The sequence below is a fragment of the Cellulomonas sp. P24 genome (assembly GCF_024704385.1).
Lineage (GTDB): Bacteria > Actinomycetota > Actinomycetes > Actinomycetales > Cellulomonadaceae > JAJDFX01.
Window position 1 is genome coordinate 3,794,009 of sequence record NZ_JAJDFX010000002.1, and the last position, 22,443, is coordinate 3,816,451.

16 protein-coding genes and 1 pseudogene are annotated in these 22,443 nt (G+C 71.7%); 8 read left to right on the forward strand and 9 right to left on the reverse strand.

All coding sequences use genetic code 11. From position 1 onward, the window contains the following. Positions 1–26: 26 nt before the first annotated feature. Together LJB74_RS17715 and LJB74_RS17720 are read right to left on the reverse strand one after the other, a co-directional pair. Entirely contained in the window at positions 27–1,310 is a 1,284-nt protein-coding gene (locus tag LJB74_RS17715; RefSeq protein ID WP_259309772.1) for an extracellular solute-binding protein, read from the reverse strand. 71 nt (positions 1,311–1,381) lie between these two features. Next, positions 1,382–2,413 carry a LacI family DNA-binding transcriptional regulator gene (locus LJB74_RS17720; protein ID WP_259309773.1) on the reverse strand — a complete coding sequence of 344 codons (1,032 nt, stop codon included), beginning with the start codon at positions 2,411–2,413 and terminating at the stop codon, positions 1,382–1,384. 226 nt (positions 2,414–2,639) lie between these two features. On the opposite strand from LJB74_RS17720, the gene LJB74_RS17725 reads away from it, so the two are divergent. From LJB74_RS17725 to pflA, 5 genes and pseudogenes are all read left to right on the forward strand, one after another. Further along, complete coding sequence (locus LJB74_RS17725; protein WP_259309774.1) at positions 2,640–4,733, forward strand: glycogen debranching N-terminal domain-containing protein; 2,094 nt, start codon at positions 2,640–2,642, stop codon at positions 4,731–4,733. Between the two features lie 101 nt (positions 4,734–4,834). Beyond that, positions 4,835–6,745, forward strand: a complete 1,911-nt coding sequence (dxs, locus tag LJB74_RS17730) for a 1-deoxy-D-xylulose-5-phosphate synthase (protein ID WP_259309775.1) — start codon at positions 4,835–4,837, stop codon at positions 6,743–6,745. A 200-nt stretch (positions 6,746–6,945) separates the two neighbouring features. Further along, positions 6,946–8,747: pseudogene (locus LJB74_RS17735) on the forward strand (pyruvate formate lyase family protein); the annotation flags it as partial. A gap of 150 nt (positions 8,748–8,897) precedes the next feature. Beyond that, the gene (locus tag LJB74_RS17740; RefSeq protein WP_259310405.1) at positions 8,898–9,233 is read left to right on the forward strand and encodes a glycine radical domain-containing protein; all 336 of its coding nucleotides are present in this window, start codon (positions 8,898–8,900) and stop codon (positions 9,231–9,233) included. Between the two features lie 59 nt (positions 9,234–9,292). Further along, positions 9,293–10,132 carry a pyruvate formate-lyase-activating protein gene (gene pflA / locus LJB74_RS17745; RefSeq protein ID WP_259309776.1) on the forward strand — a complete coding sequence of 280 codons (840 nt, stop codon included), beginning with the start codon at positions 9,293–9,295 and terminating at the stop codon, positions 10,130–10,132. Positions 10,133–10,208: 76 nt separating this feature from the next. Here pflA and LJB74_RS17750 read toward each other — a convergent pair whose 3' ends face one another. The 5 genes from LJB74_RS17750 to LJB74_RS17770 all read right to left on the reverse strand — a co-directional run bounded on the left by LJB74_RS17750 (position 10,209) and on the right by LJB74_RS17770 (position 16,163). Continuing rightward, complete coding sequence (locus LJB74_RS17750) at positions 10,209–12,335, reverse strand: 3-hydroxyacyl-CoA dehydrogenase NAD-binding domain-containing protein (RefSeq protein WP_259309777.1); 2,127 nt, start codon at positions 12,333–12,335, stop codon at positions 10,209–10,211. Continuing rightward, complete coding sequence (locus tag LJB74_RS17755) at positions 12,332–13,552, reverse strand: thiolase family protein (protein WP_259309778.1); 1,221 nt, start codon at positions 13,550–13,552, stop codon at positions 12,332–12,334. The genes LJB74_RS17750 and LJB74_RS17755 overlap by 4 nt, the downstream gene beginning before the upstream one ends. Positions 13,553–13,642: 90 nt before the next feature. Then, positions 13,643–14,920 carry a ribonuclease D gene (locus LJB74_RS17760; protein WP_259309779.1) on the reverse strand — a complete coding sequence of 426 codons (1,278 nt, stop codon included), beginning with the start codon at positions 14,918–14,920 and terminating at the stop codon, positions 13,643–13,645. Positions 14,921–14,976: 56 nt separating this feature from the next. Then, positions 14,977–15,474: a LuxR C-terminal-related transcriptional regulator gene (locus tag LJB74_RS17765; protein WP_259309780.1), complete on the reverse strand. Its 498-nt coding sequence runs from the start codon at positions 15,472–15,474 to the stop codon at positions 14,977–14,979. 116 nt (positions 15,475–15,590) lie between these two features. Further along, positions 15,591–16,163, reverse strand: coding sequence for a DUF3000 domain-containing protein (locus LJB74_RS17770; protein WP_259309781.1), 573 nt, complete (start codon positions 16,161–16,163; stop codon positions 15,591–15,593). Between the two features lie 210 nt (positions 16,164–16,373). Between LJB74_RS17770 and gndA the strand changes: the two genes are divergently transcribed. Next, complete coding sequence (gndA, locus tag LJB74_RS17775; protein ID WP_259309782.1) at positions 16,374–17,828, forward strand: NADP-dependent phosphogluconate dehydrogenase; 1,455 nt, start codon at positions 16,374–16,376, stop codon at positions 17,826–17,828. A 122-nt stretch (positions 17,829–17,950) separates the two neighbouring features. Here the strand turns inward: gndA and LJB74_RS17780 are convergent, their stop codons facing one another. Both LJB74_RS17780 and LJB74_RS17785 read right to left on the reverse strand, forming a co-directional pair. After that, positions 17,951–18,436 (reverse strand): hypothetical protein, encoded by a 486-nt coding sequence (locus tag LJB74_RS17780; RefSeq protein ID WP_259309783.1) that lies wholly within the window; start codon positions 18,434–18,436, stop codon positions 17,951–17,953. Positions 18,437–18,445: 9 nt separating this feature from the next. Further along, positions 18,446–19,285 (reverse strand): dihydrofolate reductase family protein, encoded by an 840-nt coding sequence (locus LJB74_RS17785; RefSeq protein WP_259309784.1) that lies wholly within the window; start codon positions 19,283–19,285, stop codon positions 18,446–18,448. A gap of 130 nt (positions 19,286–19,415) precedes the next feature. Between LJB74_RS17785 and zapE the strand changes: the two genes are divergently transcribed. Together zapE and LJB74_RS17795 are read left to right on the forward strand one after the other, a co-directional pair. Next, positions 19,416–20,513 (forward strand): cell division protein ZapE, encoded by a 1,098-nt coding sequence (gene zapE / locus LJB74_RS17790; protein WP_259309785.1) that lies wholly within the window; start codon positions 19,416–19,418, stop codon positions 20,511–20,513. A 100-nt stretch (positions 20,514–20,613) separates the two neighbouring features. Further along, positions 20,614–22,437: a GNAT family N-acetyltransferase gene (locus LJB74_RS17795; protein WP_259309786.1), complete on the forward strand. Its 1,824-nt coding sequence runs from the start codon at positions 20,614–20,616 to the stop codon at positions 22,435–22,437. Positions 22,438–22,443 lie beyond the last annotated feature (6 nt).

Genomic DNA, 22,443 nt, shown 5'->3' on the forward strand with positions numbered 1-22,443 from the left:
TGTGACAGGTGCGGGTGGACGCTGCGTCAGCCCGCGTTGATCGCTGCCTGCAGGTTCTTCTGCACCGACGCGAGGATCGCCTTCGGATCCGCGGTGGCCAAGCTTCCCAGCTGCGAGTTGAAGTCTGTGATCACTGCGGCCGAGCCCTTGGTGTTCACAACGTTCTTGGCGAAGGCAGCGGACGTGATGAACGCCGACATGTTCGGGTAGAGCTCGCTCCAGCCGGCGGCTGCCGACTTGATCGACGGCATGACTCCGAAGGCCTTGGCCGCGGCGAGCTGCTGGTCCTTGCTCGTCAGGAACTTCACGAGGTCCACCGCTCCGGTCTTGTTGCCCGAGTCGGCGGCGACGCCCCAGCAGTTGGTGAACTGGAGGGTGGCCTTGCCTGCTGGCCCGGCGGGCAGCTCGACGACCTTGTACTTGATGTTCGGGTAGTCCTTCGACATCGCGCCGGTGATCCAGTTGCCCTCGATGGTCATCGCTGCCTTGCCGGTCCCGAAGGCCTCGCCGCCCCAGCCCGTGCCCAGGTCCTTGGCGAACGCGGCCGTCTTGTCCTTGAGGAGACCCTTGATGTAGTTCAGACCTGCGAGGTTCTCGGGGCTGTCGACGGTCGCCGTCTTCCCGTCGGCGGACTCCATCGTCCCACCGGCCTGAGCCATGAAGACGTCCAGGCGGGCGTACTCCCCGCTGATCCCGAGGCCGACGTGCGCGGCCGTCGTGAGCTTCTTGGCGACCGACGACAGCTGGTCCCAGGTTGTCGGGATGTCCGCGTCGGTGAGCCCGGCGGCGGCCCAGTCGTCCGTGTTGATGACCAAGGCGAGCGTGGAGAAGTCCTTGGGCGCGCATACGAGCTTGCCGTTGTAGGTGAACTGGTCACGAAGGGACTTGTAGAAGTCGTCGGTGTTCGGCAGCTGGTCACCGTACGAGAGGAGCGAACCGTTCGAGGCATAGCCCTGCAGCGAGTCCGCGCCGACGTAGAAGACGTCGGCGGGTTGACCGGAGGCGAATCCCTGGGTGAGCTCCTGGCCCAGGTCGGAGGCCACCTTGACGGTGGCCTGGGTGCCGCTCTGCTTGGACCAGGCGGCGACCGCATCGGTGACCGACGTGGTCTCGGCATCGCCGCTCGAGCCGATGAGGACGGTCAGCGGCTTGCCGGGCGCCGCTGCGCCGGTCGACGACGCGGCGCTGGGCGAGGTGCCGCTGCCCGAGCTACCGCACGCGGCGAGGGCCAGCAGCGTCACGGCGCCGAGAGCGCCGACGGCGGCCTTGCGCCGACGTGATCGCAGCTGAGTACGGGTGGTGCCGTGCATGTCGTGCTCCTTCGTGGTGGGCGAACTGACAGCCCGGCACGGTGCCGGGTCCGAGCCAGAGAAGTGGTGGGTCAGGCTGGGCGATGCGTCGACTGGCGGACGACGAGGTGAGGCGCCAAGAGGATGTGGGAGTCCGCAGCGTCGCCGTCGCCCCCGCCGATCTGACGCATGACAAGGTCGAAGGCCCGCGCCGCAGCCTCGCTGAGCGGTTGCGCGACGCTGGTCAGCCCGATCGCTGCTGCGACGGGGGTGTCGTCGAAGCCGACAACCGCCAGCGGTGACTGCTGCCCGCGGCCGACGGTGACGGCTCCGAGAGCGAGGGAGTCGCTCGCGCAGACGACGGCCGTCGGGCTCTCGTCGGCGAGTAGGCGCTCCGTGGCCTGCGCGCCCTGGCGAACCCCGTCGTTCACGGCGGACGAGAGTCGCTCGAGACCAGCGTCGTCCGCGAGGCCCGCCGCCTGCATCGCCCTGGCCCAGCCGGCACGACGGTCGTCCCCGACGTCCGATCCGGCCTCCCAGCCGATGAAGCCGATACGGGAGTGCCCCTGCGCGACGAGGTGCTCGACCGCCGCGCGGGTACCGGCAGCACCGTCCACGTCGACCCAGGAGTGCTCGTCGGGCTCGTCATCGGTGACCCACGGGCGCCCGAACGTGACGAAGGGGATGGCATTCTCGGTCAGCCACCGTGTGCGCTCGTCCCCGTGGTGGGTCCCTGTCAGGACAAAGGCGTCGAGATCGGCCGAGTCGAGGAGCTCGCGGTAGCTCGTGATCTCACCGCGGTCGTCGGCTGCCGTGAACAGCATGATGCGATAGCCCCGCGACTGTGCCCGTTCGGTCAGCGCGTGCAGGAACCGGTCGAGAACTGCGCCGTTGATGCCGTCCTCGACCGGCTGGAGTCGCAGGCCAAGGATCTGTGAGCGGCGGGTGCGGAGCTGGCGTGCCGCACCGTTGAGGTGATAGCCGAGCTCGACGATCGCCGCCTGGACCCTTTCGAGGGTCTCCGCACGCACCACGTGCGGGGAGTTGAGGACGTTCGACACGGTTTGCCGGGAGACCCCGGCGCGCCGGGCGACGACCTCAAGGGTCGGACGGGTGTTGTCCACTACGGCTCCTGAGCAGCTCGAACGACGATGTTCCAGAATGGAACGATCAAATCGGCTCGTTTGCGAAATTTGATCGATCAAATCGGTGGTTCTATAGTTGCGACGCACCACCCCGCTGTCAAGCGTCCGGTACCAACCGGAAGACACGGTTCGGTCACGACGTCGGGTCGGACGAGCCGAGTGCCAGCGGTGATCGGCCCCCCACCTCTGCCCCAAGGAGACCGTGATGCACCTGCAGCCGATGTTGCACGACCTGCTCGTCGCGACGATGGCACCCACCCAGGCCTGGTCTGCAGCCGACGGACAGATACGGGCAAGGGGTGCGCAGGGTTGTTACCACGCCGACGTGCGGTTCCTGTCGCGGGCTGAGGTCAGCGTCGGCGGACGTGAACCGGAAGCGATCGCCTCGGGCTCGTCTGGAACCGGCTCGGTCGAGGTCGTCGCTCTTCTCCGTACCGTCGACAGCCCTGGGGCCGATCCGACAGTGCAGCTGCACCGGATCCGTGAGGTCCGTCCCGGCTCGGTGCGCGAAGTGCTCGAGCTCACGTGCGCGACCCGGGAGCCGGTAACCCTTTCGCTCGAGGTGGCGGTCGCGTGCGACCTCGCTGACATGGACCAGGTGAAGCAAGGGCGTTCGGGCACCAACGTGCCCGCGCGAGCCGAGGGAGACCACGGGCTCGTGTGGGAAGACACCGCGGGGACCCGCGTCGCGCTTCGCGCGCACGGCGCCGAAGTCGACGTGATCGACCCGCTTGCGCCGCGACTCGTGTGGCGTGCGACGGTGACCCCAGGTGCCGCGACGGTCCTTGGCTGGGAGGTCGTCGCGTCGGTGCCGAGCGGGCTCGTCGGACCACCGGCGACCACGGTTCCCGAGTGGGCGGTCCCTGCCGTGACCAGTGACGATCGCCGGCTCCCGGCGCTCGTCGACCAAGCGCTCGCTGATCTCGCGGGACTGCGGATGAGTGCCGCGTTCGCGCCGGACGACACCTTCCTCGCCGCAGGCGCGCCATGGTTCTTCACGCTGTTCGGGCGAGACTCGCTGTGGGCAGCGCGCATGCTGCTGCCGCTCGGTACTGAGCTTGCTGCGGGCACGCTACGCGTGCTCGCGGCCCGCCAAGGTGCCGTCGTCGATCACGACACCGCTGAAGAGCCGGGGAAGATCCTGCACGAGGTGCGGAACAAGTCGGTCGACCTCGGCGACGGTGGGCGCGCACTTCCGCCGGTCTACTACGGAACGGTCGATGCCACCCCACTGTGGGTCTGCCTCTTGCACGACGCCTGGCGATGGGGAATGCCGGCCCACGAGGTCGAGGCACTCCTTCCCGCGATGGAGCGGGCACTCGCCTGGATGACGGACCACGGAGACGCGGACGGCGACGGCTTCCTGGAGTACGCGGACCTTGGCGGTCGGGGTTTGGCGAACCAGGGATGGAAGGATTCCGGCGACTCGGTGCAGTGGCGTGACGGCAGCCTCGCAGCCGGACCGATCGCGCTGTGCGAGGTCCAGGGCTACGCGCATGAGGCCGCGATGTCCGGTGCTGAGCTCCTCGAGGCATTCGGACGACCGGGCGCGGAGCGCTGGCGCGGATGGGCAGCCGACCTTGCCTCGCGATTCCGGCAGCAGTTCTGGGTCCACGACGAGCGCGGCCGTTACCCGGCGATCGCGCTGGACGCGAACAAGCGTCCGGTGGACACCGTGACCAGCAATATCGGGCATCTGCTCGGGACCGGGCTGCTCGACCCCGAGGAGGAAGGGCTCGTGGCTGGGCGCCTCGCGTCGCCGGACATGGACTCCGGGTTCGGTCTGCGCACGATGTCGACCGAGTCCGCCGGGTACTGGCCGCTCCGCTACCACGGCGGCTCGGTCTGGGCACATGACACCGCGATCGTTGTTGCCGGACTCTCCCGCAGCGGCCACGGAGAGATCGCGGCGCAGCTCGCCGCCGGCCTTCTCGCCGCAGGGGCGGCACTCGACTACCGGCTCCCCGAGCTCTACTCCGGAGCCGACCGCGGTGCGTCCGGGATGCTCGTCCCGTACCCGGCGGCCTGTCGACCTCAGGCGTGGTCGGCGACCGCGGCCGTCGCCGTCCTCTCCGCCGCGCTCGGTCTACGACCCGACGTCCCGAACGGCACGCTGCACGTGTCGCCACCGTCGCCGTCACCGGTCGGCGCGGTCCGGGTCGACGGCTTGCGCCTGGGGGGTGGGTCACTCACTGTCGCCGTCGATTCCCACGGCGGGATTGTGGCTGTCGAGGCGGAGACGAATATCCGGATCGGTTTGCCGGGGGACATGGCCGGGGTGAGGTCGGCGACGAGATGAGGTAGCCCTACGCACTCCCCGCCTGCGCGCTCTACAGTGGAAGACTGCCATCCGGCGTCCGCATCCTGCGGCGACGTCGCCGTAGGAGGGAAGGCACGCGCGTGGGTCTGCTCGATCGCATCACGACACCGGCCGATGTCCGTCGGCTCGACCACCGCGAGGTCGTGCGCCTCGCGGCAGAGATCCGTGAGTTCCTGGTCGAGTCGGTATCCCGGACCGGTGGGCACCTGGGCCCGAACCTCGGTGTCGTGGAGCTGACGATCGCGCTGCACCGGGTCTTCCAGTCGCCGCGGGACACGGTCGTGTTCGACACCGGGCACCAGGCGTACGTCCACAAGCTCCTGACCGGGCGCCAGGACTTCAGCGAGCTGCGCAAGCGCGGCGGGCTGTCCGGCTACCCGAGCCGCGCCGAGTCGACCCACGACGTGGTCGAGAACTCGCACGCGTCGACGGCGCTGAGCTGGGCCGACGGCATCGCGAAGGCCAACGTGCTGCGCGGGTACAACGACCGGCACGTCGTCGCGGTGATCGGCGACGGCGCCCTGACCGGCGGCATGGCCTGGGAGGCGCTCAACAACATCGCCGAGGGTCAGGACCGGCGGCTGGTGATCGTCGTGAACGACAACGGCCGGTCCTATGCGCCGACGATCGGCGGTCTGGCGCACCACCTCGACACGCTGCGCACGACCAACGGCTACGAGAAGGTGCTGTCCTGGGGCAAGCACACGCTGCAGCGCACCGGTCTGCCCGGTCGGTTCGCGTACGACGCGCTGCACGGCCTCAAGAAGGGCATCAAAGACGTCGTCGCGCCGCAGGGCATGTTCGAGGACCTCGGCATCAAGTACGTCGGCCCGGTCGACGGTCATGACGAGACCGCGGTCGAGCATGCTCTCGTCCGGGCGAAGGCCTTCGGTGCACCGGTGATCGTGCACGTGATCACCGAGAAGGGGCGCGGGTACACGCCTGCCGAGCAGGACGTGGCCGACCGCTTCCACGCGGTCGGCAAGATCCACCCGGAGACCGGTCTGCCGCTCGCGCCGTCGCGGTTCGGCTGGACCTCCGTCTTCGCCGACGAGATCGTCCGGATCGGTCACCGACGTCCTGACGTCGTGGCGATCACCGCGGCGATGCTCGCCCCGGTCGGGCTCGCGCCGTTCGCGCAGGAGTTCCCGACCCGGACCTTCGACGTGGGGATCGCCGAGCAGCACGCGGCGACCTCGGCGGCGGGGATGGCGTTCGCCGGGCTCCACCCCGTGGTCGCGCTGTACGCGACGTTCCTCAACCGGGCGTTCGACCAGGTGCTGATGGACGTGGCGCTGCACAAGGCCGGCGTGACGTTCGTGCTCGACCGTGCCGGGATCACCGGGGACGACGGCGCGAGCCACAACGGGATGTGGGACCTCGCGCTCCTGCGGATCGTGCCGGGGCTCCACCTCGCGGCGCCGCGCGACGAGGCGACGCTGCGTGCCGCGCTCCGCGAGGCGGTCGACATCGACGACGCACCGAGCGTCGTCCGCTATCCCAAGGGTGCGCTCGGCGACCCGATCCCGGCGATCGACACGTTCGAGGGTGTCGACGTGCTCGCCCGGCACGGTGAGCCTGCGGGGGAGGGCTCGGGCACGGACGCAGGTCGCGCCCCCCGGGTGCTGATCGTCGGGGTGGGCCCGATGGCCCAGACCGCTCTCGAGGTCGCGTCGCTGCTCGCTCAGCACGGTGTGGGATCGACGGTGGCCGATCCGCGCTGGGTGCTGCCCGTCCAGCCGGCGCTCGTCAAGCTCGTCGGCGAGCACGATCACGTGGTCACGATCGAGGACGGGCTCGTCGACGGCGGGATCGGTGCGCTCCTGGCGCAGCGGGCCACCGAGGCGGGGCACCGGGTCGCGGTCCAGTCGTTCGGGGTCCCGCGGGAGTTCCTCGCGCATGCGAGCAGGGAGCAGGTGGTCGCCGCTCTGCGGCTGCGTCCCGCTGACGTCGCACGGGACGTGCTGACGGCTCTCTCGCCGGGAGAATGACGCGACGCCCTGCGCTCGTGCGGGACAGCCGCCGTGGAAAACGGTGGCGTGCGGTCCGGGCGTCGTCCGGGCGAGCCCGACGGGGGCAGGTGTGACGCACGTCGCTCGCTCCTGACAGTCCGTCAGGTACTAGGTCCCAATACATCCCATGACTTGCCTCGTAGCGTCGATGTCAACGGCGACGAACCGAGGAGAACACGATGTCAACCACCACAGTGCCAGCAGCCACCACCCATGGCGCCGAGGCCGGCGCCGCGACCACCACCGAGGCCTGGCGTAACTTCGTCGCCGGCCCGTGGTGCGACGCGATCGACGTCCGCGACTTCATCCAGCGCAACTACACCGAGTACACCGGGGACAGCTCGTTCCTGGCCGGTGCGACCGAGCGGACCCTGGGCATCTGGGCCAAGCTCACGGCGATGTTCCCCGAGGAGCGCGCCAAGGGCATCTACGACGTCGACACGCACGTCCCGGGCACCATCACCTCGCACGCTGCCGGCTACATCGACCAGGCGAACGAGCTGATCGTCGGCCTGCAGACCGACGCACCGCTCAAGCGCGCGATGATCCCCAACGGCGGGTGGCGGATGGTCGAGACCTCGCTCAAGACCTACGGCTACGAGCCGGACGAGCAGGTCAAGAAGATCTTCACGCAGTACCGCAAGACCCACAACCAGGGTGTCTTCGACGCGTACCCCCGAACGTCCGCGCCGCGCGCAGCTCGCACATCATCACGGGCCTGCCGGACGCGTACGGGCGTGGCCGGATCATCGGTGACTACCGCCGCGTGGCGCTGTACGGGATCGACGCCCTCATCGCCGGCAAGAAGATCGAGCGCGCCGAGCTCGACACGGAGCGCTCCGTCGAGGACGTCATCCGGGCCCGCGAGGAGAACGCGGAGCAGATCCGCGCGCTCCAGGAGCTCAAGGCGATGGCGGCGTCGTACGGCTGCGACATCTCGGGCCCGGCGACGAACGCCCGCGAGGCCGTCCAGTGGCTGTACTTCGCGTACCTCGGTGCAGTGAAGGAGCAGAACGGCGCGGCGATGTCCCTCGGCCGTACGTCGACGTTCCTCGACGCGTACGTCGAGCGCGACCTCGCCGAGGGCACGCTGACCGAGGACCACGCTCAGGAGCTGTTCGACGACTTCGTCATCAAGCTCCGCATCGTGCGGTTCCTGCGGACCCCCGAGTACGACGAGCTGTTCTCCGGCGACCCGACCTGGGTGACCGAGTCGATCGGCGGCATGGGCAACGACGGCCGGTCCCTCGTGACCAAGAGCTCCTTCCGGATGCTCAACACGCTGTACAACCTCGGCCCGGCCCCCGAGCCGAACCTGACGGTGCTGTGGAGCAACGAGCTCCCGGAGGGCTTCAAGAGCTTCTGCGCCCAGGTCTCGATCGACACGTCGGCCATCCAGTACGAGTCGGACGAGCTGATCCGGTCCTCGTGCGGCGACGACGGCGCGATCGCCTGCTGCGTGTCGGCCATGGAGGTCGGCAAGCAGATGCAGTTCTTCGGGGCTCGCGTGAACCTCGCCAAGACGCTGCTCTACGCGATCAACGGTGGGCGCGACGAGGTGAGCGGCAAGCAGGTCTCGCCGATCAGCCCGGTCGTCGAGGGCGACGTCCTCGACTACGACGACGTGCTCGGCAAGTTCGACCACCTGATGGACTGGCTCGCCGAGACCTACGTCGACGCGCTCAACTGCGTGCACTACATGCACGACAAGTACGCGTACGAGCGCCTCGAGATGGCGCTCCACGACAAGGAGATCCTGCGGACGATGGCCTGCGGCATCGCCGGCCTGAGCGTCGTGGCGGACTCGCTGTCCGCGATCAAGTACGCGACCGTCCGCCCGGTGCGCGACGAGACCGGCCTGATCGTGGACTTCGTGACCGAGGGCGAGTTCCCCACCTTCGGCAACGACGACGACCGCGCCGACGACATCGCGATCCAGATCGTGTCGATGTTCATGGAGAAGATCCGCAAGCAGAAGACCTACCGGAACTCGCTCCACACGCAGTCGGTCCTGACGATCACCTCGAACGTGGTCTACGGCAAGGCGACGGGGAACACCCCGGACGGCCGCCGCAAGGGCGAGCCCTTCGCCCCCGGCGCCAACCCGATGAACGGTCGCGACACCCACGGGATGCTCGCGAGCGCGCTGTCGGTCGCCAAGCTCCCGTACACCGACGCGATGGACGGCATCTCCCTGACGTCGACCGTCGTGCCCTCGGGCCTCGGCCGGACCCGTGAGGAGCAGGTGGCGAACCTCGTCGGGCTGCTCGACGGCTACAACCTCTCCGACGGGTTCCACGTCAACATCAACGTCCTCAACCGTGACACGCTGGAGGACGCGATGGAGCACCCGGAGAAGTACCCGCAGCTGACCATCCGGGTGTCGGGCTACGCCGTCAACTTCGTCCGGCTGACACGCGAGCAGCAGCTCGACGTGCTCTCCCGGACGTTCCACGGGGCGATCTGACCCCACCGCTCGATCGGGTCGCCCGTTCGGGTCCGTGAGCCAGCAGCAGGAGGTGCGTCATGAGCATCAGTTCACCGCAGCGTCCCGTCACCACGGGTCGTGACCGGAAGGAACCGCTCGCACTCGGGTCCACCGAGAAGCACGCCGCCGAGCTGGCCGCGACCCGGGCGGGCGACATCGGTCGTGTCCACTCGTGGGAGCTGGTCACGGCCGTCGACGGCCCGGGAACCCGGCTGACGCTGTTCCTCTCCGGCTGCCCGCTCCGGTGCCAGTACTGCCACAACCCCGACACGTGGAAGCTCCGCGACGGCGAGCAGCACACCGTCGACGAGGTCATGGAGCGGATCGGCCGCTACACCGGGGTCCTCCAGGCCATGCACGGCGGCGTGACGATCTCCGGCGGCGAGCCCCTGCTGCAGTCGGCGTTCGTCGCGAAGATCCTGCGCCGCTGCAAGAAGCTCGGGCTGCACACCGCCCTCGACACCTCGGGGTACCTCGGGGCACGCGTCACCGACGCGATGCTCGAGGACATCGACCTCGTGCTCCTCGACGTCAAGTCGGGCCTCGCCGACACCTACCGCGAGGTCACCGGCCGCGAGCTCGCACCGACGCTCCGGTTCGGGCGCCGGCTCGCCGAGCGCGGCACCCCGATCTGGACACGGTTCGTCCTCGTCCCCGGGCTGACCGACGCACCGGCGAACGTCGACGCGGTCGCCGACTACGTCGCGTCGCTCTCCAGCGTCGAGCGCGTCGAGGTCCTCCCGTTCCACCAGATGGGGCGGGACAAGTGGCGGGCCCTCGACCAGCCGTACCAGCTCGAGGGCACCCGGCCGCCGTCGCCCGAGCAGGTCGAGCGCGTCCGCGAGCAGTTCCGGGACCGCGGGCTCACCGTCTACTGAGCCCGCGTCGACCCCGCGACACGGCGCCAGGAGCGCAGCACGCCTGCCTGCTCAGGAGCGCAGCACGCCTGCCTGCTCAGGAGCGCAGCACGCTCGCGACCCCCGGCGCCAGCAGTCGGCGACCGATCACGCGCTCGCTGTACCCGGTGCGGTCGAGGTACGGCGTGATCCCGCCGAGGTGCAGCGGCCACCCGGCACCGAGCACCATGCACAGGTCGATCTGCTGGGGCTCGGCCACCACCTCCTCGGCGAGCATCAGTCCGACCTCCTCGGCCAGCCCGGTGAGGACCGCATCGAGCACCGCAGGTCCGTCGAGCGCCGCGTCGCGGACGCCGCCGAACGCCTCCTGGATGCTCGGGTCGACGGGCGGCTCGCCGTCACCCGTGCGCTCGGCCACCACGCGACGACCCTGCTCGGAGAGCGTGCGCAGGCCCGGTGACAGCGGGAACCGGTCACCGAGATCGGCGTGCAGCGACTCCAGCACGTGGAGCGCGACGGGCAGGCCGACGAGCTGCATGAGGGCGAACGGTCCCATCGGCAGTCCCAGCGGACGCAGTGCCGCATCGGCCGTCGCGACCGGGGTGCCGCCCTCGACGGCCGCGGTGACCTCGGCGAGCATGCGCAGGAGCAGACGGTTCACCACGAAGCCGGGCCGGTCGGCCACCAGGACGGCCGTCTTGCCCGCGGCCTTGGCGACCGCGAACGCCGTGGCCACCCCCTCGTCGGACGACGCCTCGGCGCGCACGACCTCGACGAGCGGCATCTGGGCGACCGGGTTGAAGAAGTGCAGCCCGACGACGCGCTCCGGGTGGCGCAGACCCTCGGCCATCGCCGAGACGGAGAGCGCCGACGTGTTCGTCGCCAGGACGGCCTGTGGTGACACCACGTCCTCGAGCTCGGCGAACACACGCCTCTTCAGGGCGAGCACCTCGGTGACGGCCTCGATCACCAGATCGGCCTGGGCGAGGTCGGCGAGGACGGTCGTCCCGCTGATCTGCCCGAGGAGCCGGTTCGCCGCGCGTTCGCTGAGCCGACCCCGCGCCACCATGGCGTCGACCGCGGTCCGGACCGCCGCAAGCCCCGCTGCGACACGCTCGTCGTCGAGGTCGCGCATCGTGACGGGGACGCCGAGGGTCCGTGCGAGCAGGAGCGCGAGCTGGGAGGCCATCAGGCCCGCCCCGACGATGCCGACGCTGCGCACCGGGCGCGCCAGGGCGGCGTCCGGCGCGCCGACCGGCCGCTTCGACGTCCGGGTCACGAGGTCGAAGGCGTACAGGCCGGCGCGGAGCTCGTCGGACATGATGAGCTCGGTCAGGACGTCGTCCTCGGCCGCGAACGCGGTGTCGCGATCGCGGTCACGGCCGGCAGCCACGAGCTCGAGGGCGCGGTACGGCGCCGGACGCGAGCCGTGCAGGCGGGCGTCGAGGACCGTCCGCGCCGCCGTGCAGGTCGTGTCCCACAGCTCGGGCGGGTCGAGCGGGCGACGCTCGACCTCGACCGTGCCCCGCAGGACGTCGGCGGTCCACGTGATCGACCGCTCGAGGAAGTCCGCCGGATGCAGCACCGCGTCGACGAGCCCGACGGACAGGGCGCTCGCGGCATCGGTCATCCGGTTGTTCGCGAGCGGCTTCGTCAGGATCAGGTCCAGGGCTCCGGCGACACCGAGCAGGCGTGGCAGGAGGTAGCACCCGCCCCAGCCCGGGACGAGCCCGAGGTACGCCTCCGGGAGCGCCAGTGCGCGCACGTCGGACTGCACGGTGCGGTAGTCGCAGTGCAGGGCGAGCTCGAGACCACCGCCCAGCGCCGCGCCGTTGACGTACGCGAAGGTCGGGACACCCATCTCGCCGAGCAGGCGGAACGTCGCGTGACCGCGCTCCGCCACGGCGCGGGCGGCGCCGTCGTCCCCGATCTGGCCGACGAGGGTGAGGTCGGCGCCGGCCGCGAGGTAGTACGGCTTCCCGGTGACGGCGACCGCGGCGATCTCGCCGGCCGCGGCGCGGCGCTGCTGCTCGACGAGCACCGTGTGCAGCTCCAGGAGCCCCGCGATCCCGAAGGTCGTCGGACGGGTGTGGTCGAGGCCGTTGTCGACCGTCACCAGGGCCAACGTCCCCAGGTCCGGGCCGAGCGGGACGTCACGGACGTGGGCGTGCGCGACGCGCTCGGGGCGCGCGGCACCCGACGGCGCCTGCGTGGACGTGCTCATGACTGCTCCTCGTCGTCCGTGTGGTGAGGGTTCTCCCAGATGACGGTGCCGCCCTGCCCGAGGCCGACGCACATCGTCGTGAGGCCGTAGCGGACCTCCGGATGCTCGGCGAACTGGCGCGCGAGCTGCGTCATCAGACGGATGCCCGAGCTCGCCAGCGGGTGGCCGACGGCGATCGCCCCGCCGTAACGGTTCACCCGAGGGTCGTCGTCCGCGAGCCCGAACGCATCGAGGAACGCGAGCACCTGCACCGCGAACGCCTCGTTGATCTCGACGAGTCCGATGTCGTCGATCGTCAGTCCCGCGAGCGCGAGCGCCTTCTGGGTCGCGGGGATGGGCCCGAGACCCATGAGCGCCGGGTCCACGCCTGCGTAGGCGAACGACACCAGCCGCATGCGCGGGGTGAGCCCGAGGTCCGCCGCGACGTCCTCGGCAGCCAGCAGGCACGCGGCCGCGCCGTCGGTGAGGGGCGCGGCGGTACCGGCGGTCACCCGACCGCCGGCCCGGAACGGTGTCGGAAGGCCGGCGATCTGCTCGACCGTGGTCCCGGGTCGCGGTGGCTCGTCGGCGGTCGCCAGGCCCCAGCCGCGATCGGGGTCCCGGAGCGCGACGGGCACGAGGTCCGGGGTGATCCTGCCGTCGCGCAGGGCCGCGTCGTACTTGGCCTGGCTCGCGACCCCGAACGCGTCCGCGCGCTCCCGGGTCAGCTCGGGGAAGCGGTCGTGCAGGTTCTCCGCGGTGCTGCCCATGACGAGCGCGTCGGACGCCACGAGCCGCTCGGCCAGGAACCGGGGGTTCGGCTCGGCGTCGGCGCCCATCGGGTGGTGCCCCATGTGCTCGACGCCACCGGCGATCACGACGTCCTGCATGCCCATCGCGACCGCCGAGGCCACCGCGGTGACCGCGGTCATCCCCCCGGCGCACATCCGGTCCACCGCGAAGCCGGGGACCGAGCTCGGCAGGCCGGCGAGGATCGCGACCGTCCGGCCGAGCGTGAGCCCCTGGTCGCCGCGCTGCGTCGTCGCGGCGATCGCGACGTCGTCGACCCGGTCATCGGGGAGCTCGGGGTGACGGCGCAGCAGCTCGCGGACGGCCTTGACCGCGAGGTCGTCCGCCCGCGTGTGCGCGTACAAGCCGTCGGGACGCGCCCGGCCGAACGGGGTCCGGACCCCTTCCACGAAGACGACGGAGCGGGCGCGGGCAGCCTGGTGCGGCATGGGACCTCCTGGCGGGACGGCGGTGTCCGGGCGCCACGAGCGGCGCGTCCGGACGACGGTACCTGCCGCAAGGGCCCAGGCCAAGAGGTGTTACTCGGGAGTAACATCCGCGGACGCGAGCGCGGCGCCCACGAGCTCCGCCTGCCACGGTCGGGCGCCACCGGCGAGCAGCGCTCTGGAGATCGACTCCTCGTCCCAGCGTTCCGGTGGCGTCCAGCACAGTCGGCGCAGGAGGTCCGGCTGGAGCAGGTTCTCGGCCGGGACGCGGTGCTCCTCGGACAGCTCGGCGATCACCGCGCGCGCGGCGGCGAGACGCGCGGCGGCGGCGGGATCGCGATCCGCCCAGGCCCGGGGCGGCGGCGGGGCGTCCGACCGCGGGCCACGGAGGGACGGCAGCTGGGTCTCGGGAAGAGCGAGTGCGCGGTCGATCGCCTGCTGCCAGAGGACCGCGCGGCGGCGGGTGCCCTTCCCGGCGAAGGCCGGCAGGTCGGTGAGGGCCGGCACCGACCGTGGCAGGGCCTGCGCCGCAGCGACGATCGCGTGGTCCGGCAGCACCCGGCCCGGGGCGATGTCGCGCTTGCGCGCGTTCTCGTCGCGCGTGTGCCAGAGCTCCCGGACGACGGCCACCCGCCGGGGGTCACGGACCGCATGCAGCCCCGAGACACGGCGCCAGGGGTCCACGCGTGGTGGCGGCGGGGGAGCGAGCCGTACGGACTCGAACTCCTGGGCGGCCCACTCGGCCTTGCCAGCGACCGCAAGGCGCTCGGCGATCACGGCACGGAGCTCGACGAGGACCTCGACGTCGAGCGCGGCGTACCGGAGCCACTCCTCGGGCAGCGGTCGGGTCGACCAGTCGACCGAGGAGTGCTCCTTGGCGAGCCCGAGACCGAGGAGCTCAGCGACGACCGCGGCGAGGCCGACCCGCTCCAGACCGAGGAGCCGCGCGCCGAGCTCGGTGTCGAAGATGCGACTGGGGCGCAGACCCTGCTCGGCAAGACCGGGCAGGTCCTGGGAAGCCGCGTGGAAGATCCACTCGACACCGACGAGCGCGTCCGAGAGCGCGGAGAGGTCCGGGAGCGCGATCGGGTCGATCAGCACGGTCCCGGCACCCTCTCGGCGCAGCTGCACGAGGTAGGTGCGCTGGCCGTAGCGGTAGCCGGAGGCCCGCTCGGCGTCGGCCGCGACGGGGCCGGTCGCGTCTCCGAACGCGGCGACGACCCGGGCGAGCTCCTCGGGCGTCGAGACCACCGGCGGGACGCCGTCGGCCGGCTCGACCAGCGGGACGACCTCCCGGACCTGGTCCGCGTCGGTGTCGTCGTCGTCAGGCACGAGGCCCGGGTCGGTCTGGGCGGTCGTGTCGTCCTGCATGAGGACCACCGTAAGCGCTGGCAGGGTGGTCGTGACGGAGGCGGAGCCGGAGGTGGTCAGCCCAGGAGGCCGGCGCGGAGCGCGATCGCGACGAGCTCGGCCCTGTCACCGGTACCGAGCTTCCGGGAGATCCGCGCCAGGTGGCTCTTGACGGTCAGGGCGGACAGCCCGAGCTCGTCACCGATCATCCGGTTGCTCCGGCCCTCGGACACGAGGCGGATGACACCGATCTCCCGGGCGGTGAGGTCGAGGGACGGCGGCCGCACGGACTCGGGGAGCCGCGGACGCGGGACGGCGAGCGGGCCGGTCACCGGCCGCATCTCGCTGACCACGGCGCCGCGCAGCCCGCTCGACAGCAAGGAGACGATCTCACGTCGGTTCGCGCGGCGGGCGAGGAGCACGACCTGGGGGGTGTCGCGGCGGCCGAGCCGACGGACGACCGCCTGGCCGTCGCCGTCGTGGAGCTCGCCGACGACGACGCACAGATGCCTCGAGGCCGGCTGCTTGCCCGGAGCCGACGTGGCCCTGACCTGCAGCAGCGGTTCGATCGACACGTGAGCTCCTGGAGGTCGACGACTGTTGTCTCTGTCATCGGCAGGAGCGTCGGTCCGCTTGAGCGGTCATCCGCGAACGACGGTCACGAGTAGGTCACGCCGGCCGGGTGCCGGGGTCAGTGGCGGGCGCCGAGCGACACGACCCCGTCCGGGAGCGGGGGGAGTCCCGCGCTGGTGCACAGCAAGGTGCTCCACGCCTGCAGGTGCGGGCCGAGGTCGGGGCCGTCGGCGGTCCACGACGCGCGGATCTCGACCTCGACCTCGTCCGGCCGCGCGGCCAACGTGCCGAAGCTCTGCGAGAGCACGCGCGTGACGGTCCCGCCGGCGGCGATCGGGGTGATCCCGGCATCGGCGATCGCGTCGGAGAACCAGGTCCACGCCACCGCGGCGAGGAGGCCGTCCGCGCCGACCTCGGCCTCCAGCGTCGCGCGGACGAAGGTGACCAGGCGGAACGTCCCCTCCCACGCCTCCTGCCCGGCAGGGTCGTGCAGGACGACGAAGCGCCCGGAGGCGAGGTCCTCGGTGGCGGGGCCGGCGGAGACGTCACCGGTCAGCGCGGCGGAGAACGGTGCGATCCTGCCCGGTCCGGGGACCTCTGCCAGGCGGACCTCCGGGCGCAGGCGGACGGCACGCAGGCTCCGGAGAGCCTCGAGGAAAGCGGCGGGGACCTCGCCCGAGCCTGCACTCATCACGACTCGGAGACTACGGCTCGGTGGCGGTCGTCTTGTGGTGTGGCACGCCGGGGCTCTGCGGAGAGTTCGCGGCTACCCTGAGGCTCCCGGGACCGGCGACCTGCACGGCGCCGTCCCGCGCGTCGGCGGCGGTGGTCGCTCGGGCCGACGACGGCGCGGGTCAGCGTCTGCGGCCCGCTGGTGAGACGGTGAAGGAGCACGCGGCGAATGTCTGAAGCAGCAGCAGGTCGGGTCGGTGTGGCCGAGATCGGTGTGACGGGTCTCGCGGTGATGGGACGGAACCTGGCGCGGAACTTCGCACGGCACGGGTACACCGTCGCAGTGCACAACCGGTCCTTCGCCAAGACGGCGTCACTGGTCGCGGACCACGGGGACGAGGGGACGTTCATCGCGTCGGAGTCGATGGCGGACTTCGTGGCCTCGCTCGCACGCCCCCGCAAGGTCGTGATCATGGTCAAGGCCGGCGGTCCGACCGACGCCGTGATCGACGAGCTCGTCCCGCTGCTCGACGAGGGCGACATCGTCATCGACGCCGGCAACGCGCACTTCCCCGACACGCGCCGTCGCGAGGAGGCGTTGCGCGCGCACGGGCTGCACTTCGTCGGGTCGGGGGTCTCCGGCGGCGAGGAGGGCGCGCTCAACGGGCCGAGCATCATGCCGGGCGGCTCTCCCGAGTCGTACGCGGTCCTCGGCCCGATCCTCGAGGACATCTCGGCCAAGGTCGACGGCGTCCCGTGCTGCACGTACATCGGCTCGGACGGCGCCGGGCACTTCGTCAAGATGGTGCACAACGGCATCGAGTACGCGGACATGCAGCTGATCGCCGAGGCCTACGACCTCCTCAAGCAGGGGCTCGGCGCCTCGGCGGCGGAGATCGCCGAGATCTTCGCCGAGTGGAACACCGGGGACCTCGAGTCGTTCCTCATCGAGATCACCGCGGACGTGCTCGCCCACGTCGACGCCGCCACCGGCCAGGCGTTCGTCGACGTGGTCCTCGACCAGGCCGAGCAGAAGGGCACCGGGCGGTGGACGGTGCAGAACGCCCTGGACCTGGGGGTCCCGATCACCGGGATCGCCGAGGCGACCTTCGCGCGAGCGCTGTCCGGGTCGGTCCCGCAGCGCACGGCGGGTGCGGCGCTGCCGGCCCTCGCCGGGATGTTCGACGTGACCGACCGCGCGGCGTTCATCGAGGACGTGCGGCTCGCGCTGTACGCGTCGAAGGTCGTGGCCTACTCGCAGGGCTTCGACCAGATCGCCGCGGCGTCGGCGGAGTTCGGGTGGGAGATCGACCGCGGCGCGATGGCACGGATCTGGCGTGGCGGCTGCATCATCCGGGCGCGGTTCCTGAACCGGATCACCGAGGCGTACGAGCGCGACGCGAACCTCGCACTCCTGCTGGCCGACCCGTACTTCACCGAGGCCGTGGCCGCGGGCGTGCCGTCATGGCGCCGGGTGGTCTCGCAGGCGGCGCTCAACGGGGTGCCGACGCCGGCGTTCTCCTCGTCGCTCGCGTACTACGACGGGGTGCGCGCCGCGCGGCTCCCGGCGGCGCTGATCCAGGCCCAGCGCGACTTCTTCGGCGCGCACACCTACCGGCGGACCGATCGCGACGGCACGTTCCACACCGAGTGGACCGGCGACCGGAGCGAGACCGCGCTCTGACGTCCCCGGCCGGACCACCGCGCCCTGCCGACGGTTCTCCGCGGCAGGGCGCGGTGCCGTGCGAACCAGGGACCGAGACGCGTCGATCAGCCCGGCGGTTCGGATCGGCCCGGCGGGTCGGGTCAGCCCAGCGAGCTCGTGCCCGAGTACAGGTGGAGGACCGGCACGTGGAGCTCGTCACGCGCACGTGACGCCCAGTCCAGGTGGAACGTGTCCTCGACCGCATGCGGGTACGTGATGACGGCGATCTCGCGGATGTCGTTGTCGGCCACCGCGGCGCGAAGTGCGGGGAGCGGGTCGTCAGCGACCACCTCACCGGTGGCCTGACGACCTGCCGCACGGAACGCCTCGAGGCTCGAGCTCAGCTGCTGCTCGGCGTCGGCACGCGCGTCACGGGGCTCCGGCTCCCGACCGAGCACGTCCGCCCACGCGTCGCGCAGCTCGCCGAGGCTGAGGTGGTCGATCAGCGACAGGAGCAGGTTCCGCTCGGTGTCCGCCGGGACGAGGACGTGGTACGCGAGCGTCTCTCCCTCGTGGAGCGAGAGCAGGTGCTCGATGTCGACGGGGGCGAGGGTGTCCTCCGTGAGGACGAGGATCGTGTCGGTCACGCGGTGAGCCTAGCCCGGCGGCGAGGTGGTCGACCACGACGACGGGTCACCCGACGGGTCGAGCGACCAGCGTCCCAGCAGGACGCCGTCCGCGTGGAGCAGATGGACCGGCCGCGCCGTGACCACCGGGGTGAGCCAGTCGGCGGCAGCGATGACACGTGGTGCCGGTCCGGCGACGACCAGAGGGCTCCAGGTCAGGCAGAGCTCGTCGACCAGTCGCTGGCGCATGAGCTCCCCGAGGAGACGCGGGCCGCCCTCGGCCAGCACCCGGCGCAGCCCACGATCGGCGAGGAGCCCCAGCCCGCGGGCGAGGTCGACCGTCGGGCCGTCTCCCGCGACGAGCACGCGGTCGGAGCCGATGCGGCGCTGAAGCGCGGGCAGGTCCGGGCGCCGGCTCGTCGTCAGCACGAGGGGTGGGTGCTCGGCGTCGAGGAGCCGGTCCGGCAGCGCACCCGTCGCACTCACGACCACGAGCTCGGGCCGGTCCTGCTGGCCGCGCGCGCGGCGTCCGGGCACGAGCCCCGCCGGGACCGCGACGTCGGTGTACCCCTCGTCCCGGGCCGTGCCGGCGCCGATCAGGACGACGTCGGTGACCGCACGCAGCACCGAGAACACGCGATGGTCCGCCGCGTTGTTGATCGACCCCGAGAGTCGGTCCGCACCGGTCGCGGCGCCGTCGAGCGTGCTGATCATGTTGGCGCGGACGTGCGCCGCGCGACGGCCCCCGGGCGACGGGACCGGGTGCGCGTACAGGGCGGTCAGGTCGGCCTCGTCCGCGGTGGGACGCACCTGGGTGCCGGCGCGGTGCCGCGGGAGGAGGACGTCGAGAGGTGGCGCGTCGACGAGCATGTGCCACCTCCCACGGGGTCGACCTCCGGGACGGGTGCCGGGGCCGTCCCAGGCTAGTCGGGAGCATCGCACTAGCCGGGACCATCGCGCCAGCCGGGACCATCGCGCGGCGGACGTAGGCTTGGACGCCGTGACCGTCGCCGCCCGCTCCGTCGAGACCGTGCCGTCGCGGCTCGTCGACCGGCGTCCCGTCGTCCCGGTCGACCGACTGGTGGCCGAGCTCGTGCCGCCGCGCCACTTCACGCGCGAGTCGTTCGACACGTTCCGACCCGATGCCGGCCACCCGTCCCAGCAGGCGGCGCTCGACCGGGTCCGGTCCGTCGCTGCGCAGCTCACCGGAGCGGGTCGCGGTCCGCGCCGACTGACGCTCGGGCGCCGGCGAACGCCGCCGCCCGCGGTGTACCTCGACGGCGGGTTCGGGGTCGGGAAGACGCACCTCCTCGCGTCCTTGGCGCGTGCGGTCGGTCCGCAGGACAGCGCGTACGGGACGTTCGTGGAGTTCACGAACCTCGTCGGCGCGCTCGGCTTCGCCGCGACAGTCGCGGCGCTCGGCGCGAAGCGACTGGTCTGCATCGACGAGTTCGAGCTGGACGACCCGGGGGACACGGTCCTGATGTCCCGGCTGCTGCGTGAGCTGGCCGACCGCGGCGTCGCCCTGGCCGCGACGTCGAACACGCTGCCCGGCTCGCTCGGGGAAGGGCGGTTCGCAGCCGAGGACTTCCTGCGGGAGATCCAGGCGCTGGCCGCCCGCTTCGAGGTCGTCCGCATCGACGGCGAGGACTATCGGCACCGGGTCTTCGCGGAGGCGCCGTCGACCGTGACGGACGGGCGGGCCGCCGAGGCCGCTGCGAGGACGCCGGGCGCCACGCTCGACGGCTTCACCGGGCTGCTCGGCCACCTGGCCACGATCCACCCCAGCCGCTACGGGGCGCTGCTCGACGACGTCGCGCTCGTCGCGCTGACCGGTGTCACGACGGTGACCCACCAGGACCAGGCCCTGCGGCTCGTCGTGCTCGTCGACCGGCTCTACGACCGGGACGTCCCGGTGCTGCTCGGCGGAGCGACCGGGCACGCCGTCTTCCCGGCCGAGATGCTCGCCGGCGGATACCGGAAGAAGTACCTGCGCGCCCTGTCGCGGCTCTCGTCGCTCGCCGTCGACGGCCAGGCGGCGGTGCCGCTCGCGAGTGCGCGCACGGACGCGGCCGCCGTGGACGAGGGCGCGGTCTGAGTCCTGGCGGTCTGCGGCGGCGCTGCCCGATGCCGACGCGGTCCGTGGGCGGGTCTCGGGGTCTGTACCGCGTGCAGATGTCTGACTACAGTCAGCGAACATGACGAAGGATCCTCGCGTCGACGGCATCCGCGCCTTCAACCGGACGGTCACCGAGCGCCTCGGAGCCCTGGAGGACCACTACCTCTCGCGTGACCGATCGCTCGGGATGGACCGCGTCCTCTGGGAGATCGGCAGGGCGGGTGCGGAGGTCCGCAGCCTGCGGAACCGGCTGCGACTCGACTCCGGATACCTCAGCCGCCTGCTGCGCGCGCTGGAGCGCGAGGGGCTCGTCACGGTGTCACCGTCGCCGGGTGACAGCCGCGTCCGCCGCGCCACGCTGACCCCGAAGGGCCTCGACGAGCTCGGCACGCTCGACGGGCTCTCGGACGAGCTCGTCGAGGAGATCCTGTCCCCGCTCACCGAGCATCAGCGTGACGAGCTGGCCCGTGCGGCGTCCACCGTGACGCGGCTGTTCACCGCCTCGGCCGTCACGAGCGCCCCCGCGGACCCGGCGTCGGAGCCGGCTCGGCGCGCGGTCGCGGCGTACTACCGGACCCTGGACGCACGCGTCGACGGGGGGTTCCGACCGGGAGCGACCCGTCACGTCCCCGACATGGCGATGCGCCCACCGTCCGGCCAGTTCCTGCTCGCGACCCTCAAGGGCGCGACCGTCGGATGCGTCGGCCTCGTGGTGCACGACGACGGGTACGCGGAGATCAAGCGGCTCTGGGTGTCCGACGAGGTGCGCGGGCTGGGACTCGGGCGTCGGCTGCTCGCCGCCGCCGAGGACGCTGCCGCAGGGCTCGGAGCGACCACCGCACGCCTGGACACGAACCGAGCCCTCACCGAGGCGATCCACCTCTACAGCACCGCCGGTTACGTCGAGGTCGCCGCCTTCAACGACGAGCGGTATGCGCACCACTGGTTCGAGAAACCCCTGCGCCGCCCGGCCGCGCCCCCGGCCTCGATCGGCTTCGTCGGGCTCGGGATCATGGGCCGGCCCATGGCCATGCGGGTCGCGCGCAGCGGCCTGCCGCTCGTCGTGTGGAACCGGAGCGCTCCGGCCGTCGACGAGCTGGCGGCGGCAGGTGCACGTCGTGCGTCGACACCGGCGGACGTGTTCGCCGAGTGCGAGACCGTGCTCGTGATGCTGCGCAACGAGGAGGCCGCCGACCACGTGCTGCGTGGGGCACCGGGCGGGCTGGCAGCGCTCGTGCGCGGGCGCACGGTCGTGAACATGGGGACCATGTCGCCCAGCTACTCGGCAGCCCTGGCCGCCGAGGTCGAGGCCGCCGGTGGCGCGTACGTGGAAGCACCCGTCTCAGGCTCGCGCCGCCCGGCCGAGGACGGGACGCTGGTCGCGATGGTCGCAGGACGCCCCGAGGTCGTGCGTCGCGTCGTGCCGCTGCTCGACCGGATGTGTGCGCAGGTGACCGTCTGCGGCCCCGTCCCGGCAGGGCTGACCATGAAGCTCGCCGCCAACGTGTTCCTCATCGCCCTCGTGACCGGGCTGGCCGAGGCCTTCCACTTCGGGCAGCAGCACGGGCTCGACCTGCACCAGCTCCGCGACATCCTCGACGCAGGTCAGATGTCCTCGCCGATCTCCCGCGTCAAGACGGCGAAGCTGGTCGACGCGGACCTCACGCCGCAGGCCGCCATCTCCGACGTCGCCATGAACACCGAGCTCATCGTCGCTGCCGCCGCGGAGGCAGGGATCGCGGCACCGGTCAGCGAGCTCAGCCGACAGCTGTACCGCCGGGCCGTCGAGCGCGGGGACGGGGCCCTCGACGTGATCGGGATCATCCGCACGATCGCCGCCGCCGACGACCACGGCGCTGCCGGGGCGACCGAGGGCGCGACGACGCCGAGCGCCCCTGTCTAGTCTGGG

Bases quoted from the DNA above. Each gene is read 5' to 3' on its own strand.
- LJB74_RS17715 (WP_259309772.1), bottom strand. From the start codon at position 1,310: ATGCACGGCACCACCCGTACTCAGCTGCGATCACGTCGGCGCAAGGCC.
- gndA (WP_259309782.1), top strand. From the start codon at position 16,374: ATGTCTGAAGCAGCAGCAGGTCGGGTCGGTGTGGCCGAGATCGGTGTG.
- LJB74_RS17725 (WP_259309774.1), top strand. From the start codon at position 2,640: ATGCACCTGCAGCCGATGTTGCACGACCTGCTCGTCGCGACGATGGCA.
- LJB74_RS17785 (WP_259309784.1), bottom strand. From the start codon at position 19,285: ATGCTCGTCGACGCGCCACCTCTCGACGTCCTCCTCCCGCGGCACCGC.
- LJB74_RS17740 (WP_259310405.1), top strand. From the start codon at position 8,898: ATGCTCGCGAGCGCGCTGTCGGTCGCCAAGCTCCCGTACACCGACGCG.
- LJB74_RS17760 (WP_259309779.1), bottom strand. From the start codon at position 14,920: ATGCAGGACGACACGACCGCCCAGACCGACCCGGGCCTCGTGCCTGAC.
- LJB74_RS17755 (WP_259309778.1), bottom strand. From the start codon at position 13,552: ATGCCGCACCAGGCTGCCCGCGCCCGCTCCGTCGTCTTCGTGGAAGGG.
- LJB74_RS17795 (WP_259309786.1), top strand. From the start codon at position 20,614: ATGACGAAGGATCCTCGCGTCGACGGCATCCGCGCCTTCAACCGGACG.
- pflA (WP_259309776.1), top strand. From the start codon at position 9,293: ATGAGCATCAGTTCACCGCAGCGTCCCGTCACCACGGGTCGTGACCGG.
- LJB74_RS17750 (WP_259309777.1), bottom strand. From the start codon at position 12,335: ATGAGCACGTCCACGCAGGCGCCGTCGGGTGCCGCGCGCCCCGAGCGC.
- LJB74_RS17770 (WP_259309781.1), bottom strand. From the start codon at position 16,163: ATGAGTGCAGGCTCGGGCGAGGTCCCCGCCGCTTTCCTCGAGGCTCTC.